Source organism: Cellulomonas algicola (assembly GCF_003851725.1).
In the GTDB taxonomy this organism is placed as follows: Bacteria; Actinomycetota; Actinomycetes; order Actinomycetales; family Cellulomonadaceae; genus Cellulomonas; species Cellulomonas algicola.
Genome location: NZ_BHYL01000321.1, coordinates 248 through 2,591, shown reverse-complemented (window position 1 = coordinate 2,591; position 2,344 = coordinate 248). Strand labels below are relative to the sequence as shown.

General features: G+C 74.7%; 5 protein-coding genes. All 5 read left to right on the top strand.

From position 1 onward, the window contains the following. The coding region (locus CTKZ_RS22220; RefSeq protein WP_210766399.1) for a hypothetical protein at positions 1 to 183 on the top strand (183 nt) is incomplete at its 5' end. Between the two features lie 24 nt (positions 184 to 207). Beyond that, a complete protein-coding gene (gene rpmI / locus CTKZ_RS17765; RefSeq protein ID WP_013770804.1) occupies positions 208 to 402 on the top strand; it encodes a 50S ribosomal protein L35 in 195 nt (64 codons plus the stop codon). Between the two features lie 64 nt (positions 403 to 466). Then, positions 467 to 850 (top strand): 50S ribosomal protein L20, encoded by a 384-nt coding sequence (gene rplT, locus CTKZ_RS17760; RefSeq protein ID WP_124344182.1) that lies wholly within the window; start codon positions 467 to 469, stop codon positions 848 to 850. Positions 851 to 894: 44 nt separating this feature from the next. After that, complete coding sequence (locus tag CTKZ_RS17755; protein WP_124344181.1) at positions 895 to 1,719, top strand: TrmH family RNA methyltransferase; 825 nt, start codon at positions 895 to 897, stop codon at positions 1,717 to 1,719. Between the two features lie 283 nt (positions 1,720 to 2,002). Further along, on the top strand, positions 2,003 to 2,344 hold a 342-nt coding region (locus CTKZ_RS17750; protein WP_200829803.1), incomplete at its 3' end, for a 2'-5' RNA ligase family protein.

Sequence of the window (2,344 nt, the reverse complement as noted above, 5' to 3'; positions counted from 1 at the left end):
GGCCCGACCGGCCGCACCCCGGCCGGCGCCCGCGTCGGCCACCCCCAAGCCGCCGGCACCCCGCCCGGCCCCGCGGCCCCGGCCGCAGGCCCCGGGTCAGTCCGGCTGACCGACCTGATCACGCCGGCCCGGTTCCCCGCCGGGCCGCACGACGACGAGTCGCGCACGATCCGCGCGCGATGAGATGGACAAGGAGACACGGCAGCCATGCCGAAGAACAAGACGCACTCCGGTGCCAAGAAGCGCTTCCGGATCACCGGCAGCGGCAAGGTCATGCGTGAGCAGGCCAACGGCCGTCACCTCCTCGAGCACAAGTCGAGCCGTCGCACCCGCCGCATCGCCGGCGACGTCGTCGTCTCCGCCGCTGACACCCCGAAGATCAAGAAGCTGCTCGGCAAGTGACCCGTCCGGGGTCGCGACGAGCGATCCCGGGGCACTCGAGCCCTAGACAAGCAAGGAGCATCACGTGGCACGCGTGAAGCGGGCGGTCAACGCCCAGAAGAAGCGCCGGGCAACTCTCGAGCGCGCCAGCGGCTACCGCGGGCAGCGCTCGCGCCTCTACCGCAAGGCGAAGGAGCAGGTCACCCACTCCCTCGTCTACGCCTACCGCGACCGCAAGGTCCGCAAGCAGGACTTCCGCAAGCTGTGGATCCAGCGCATCAACGCGGCGTCGCGCGAGCAGGGCCTGACGTACAACCGCCTCATCCAGGGCCTCAAGCTCGCGGGTGTCGAGGTCGACCGTCGTGTCCTCGCGGACCTCGCGGTCAACGACGCGGCGGCGTTCAACGCCCTCGTGCAGGTCGCCAAGGACGCGCTGCCCGCCGACGTCAACGCGCCGTCGGCTGCGTGACGACTGCCTCGCAGCAGCACAGCACCTCCCCGGACGCCCGGCCGATGCCCGAGCTGACCAACCCCCGCGCCGAGCGGGTGAAGGCAGTGCGGGCGCTGGCCGGGCGTCCGGCGCGTGCGCGGTCGGGTCGGTTCCTCGTCGAGGGACCGCAGGCCGTGCGCGAGGCCGTGCGTGCCGAGCACGTGCGCGTGCACGACCTGTACGTCACCGACGCGGCCGCCGAGCGGTACGGCGAGATCGTGTCTGCCGCGGGCGGGCGGGGGATCGTCGCCCGGACCGCCACGCCCGAGGTGCTCGACGCGATGAGCGCCGACGCCCAGGGCGTCCTCGCGGTCGCGGACCAGGTCGACGTCGGCCTGGACGACGTCCTCGCGAGCCGTCCGCGCCTGGTGGCGCTGCTCGCGCACGTCCGGGACCCGGGGAACGCCGGGACGGTCGTGCGGGCAGCCGACGCCGCAGGCGCCGACGCCGTCGTCCTCACGCGCGAGAGCGTCGACCTCCACAACCCCAAGGTGGTCCGCTCGACCGCCGGGTCGCTGTTCCACCTGCCCGTCGCGACCGGTGCCGACCTCGCGTCCGCCGTCGCAGCGCTGCACGACCGCGGCGTGATTGTGCTGGCGGCCGACGGCACGGGCGAGCACGACATCGACGACCTGCTCGACGTCGCGGGAGCCGCACCCGACGGCGTGCCGGACCTCGCCGCACCGACGGCGTGGGTCTTCGGCAACGAGGCGTGGGGCCTGCGCGACGAGGACCGCGCGCTGGCCGACGCCGTCGTCCGCGTCCCGATCCGGGGCCGTGCCGAGTCCCTCAACCTCGCCACGGCGGCGACGGTCTGCCTCTACGCGAGCGCCCGCGCCCAGCGCTGACGTGCAGCACCTTCGCCCGGCGCTGACGGGACGCGTCCGCGCCCAGGGCTGACGGGACGCGCCACCCCCAGGGGCTGAGGTGACGCGCCCGCGGCACTGCGGTCGGGGCCGCGCTACTCTGCTCGTCCGCGGTCGGGAAGCCCGACCTCAGTGATGGTCCCGGCGTACCGACGAACGCCGTCACGATGCCCCCAGCACCGTCGCCCTCCGCAGCACCGTCGTCCGCCCGCACACCACGGGGCCCCGTGTCCGTCGATCCGGTCCCGAGCCCCACGGTGGCGCCATGAGGCTGTTCGCGGCCGTGTGGCCGCCCGACGACGTCCTCGACCACCTCGACCTCGCGCTCGCGACCGTCCGGGGCGGTCCGGCCGGGGCGTCGAGCGCGGTCCGCTGGTCCGCCCGCGAGACGTGGCACCTGACGGCGGCCTTCTACGGCGAGCTGCCCGACGGGGCCGTACCGGGCCTGGTGGCCGACCTCGCCGCGGTCGCGCGGGACCGCGCACCGTTCACGCTGGCGCTGCGCGGTGCCGGCGTGTTCTCGCACCGGACGATGTGGGTCGGGGTCGGCGGTGAGGTCGAGGAGCAGCGGCGGCTGAGCGGCGCGTGCGTCGACGCGGGCGTCGAC

Coding starts and splice junctions, on each gene's coding strand:
- CTKZ_RS17755 (WP_124344181.1), top strand. CDS start 895: ATGCCCGAGCTGACCAACCCCCGCGCCGAGCGGGTGAAGGCAGTGCGG.
- rpmI (WP_013770804.1), top strand. CDS start 208: ATGCCGAAGAACAAGACGCACTCCGGTGCCAAGAAGCGCTTCCGGATC.